The organism is Blastomonas sp. CCH1-A6 (assembly GCF_001556365.1).
Lineage (GTDB): Bacteria > Pseudomonadota > Alphaproteobacteria > Sphingomonadales > Sphingomonadaceae > Blastomonas > Blastomonas ursincola.
This window is the reverse complement of sequence record NZ_LSIS01000524.1, coordinates 1-378: the sequence shown is the minus strand read 5'-3', so window position 1 is coordinate 378 and position 378 is coordinate 1. Positions and strand designations below refer to the sequence as shown.

The window sequence follows — 378 nt, the reverse complement described above, 5'->3', positions numbered from 1 at the left end:
CGCGCTGCCACACGACGTTGTACGAGCCGTCGTCCTGGCGGAAGGCCGAGACCTGCAGCGGCGCGGCGAGCGACGGATCGTCGATGCGGCCGTTCAGGAACGCCTCGCCGGTGTTGTTCGAGGTGAGTTCGAAGAACGCCCCGACCTGCACCCACGTCCGGCCCGGGGTGAGCGCGTGGATCTCGTAGCGCGGCGCGCGCGGGTTGGACGACTGGACCGGCTTGAGCGCGATCGTCATCGCGACGGCGAGGGTGGAAATGCGGCCCATGAAAATGCCCGCGTCGTTCTGCTTGATCTGACCGATGTTCATGACGTGTCTCCTGTGATGTCGTGCTGGACCCCATGTCCTCGACACCGATCTTCAATCCTCCTCCCCTC

Annotated in this window: 1 protein-coding gene; it reads right to left on the bottom strand. The window is 65.6% G+C overall.

Annotated features, from left to right (window positions below; translation table 11 throughout):
* Positions 1-310, bottom strand: a 310-nt coding sequence (locus tag AX735_RS22700; RefSeq protein WP_066279273.1) for a DUF736 domain-containing protein, incomplete at its 3' end; no start/stop codon positions are given.
* Positions 311-378 lie beyond the last annotated feature (68 nt).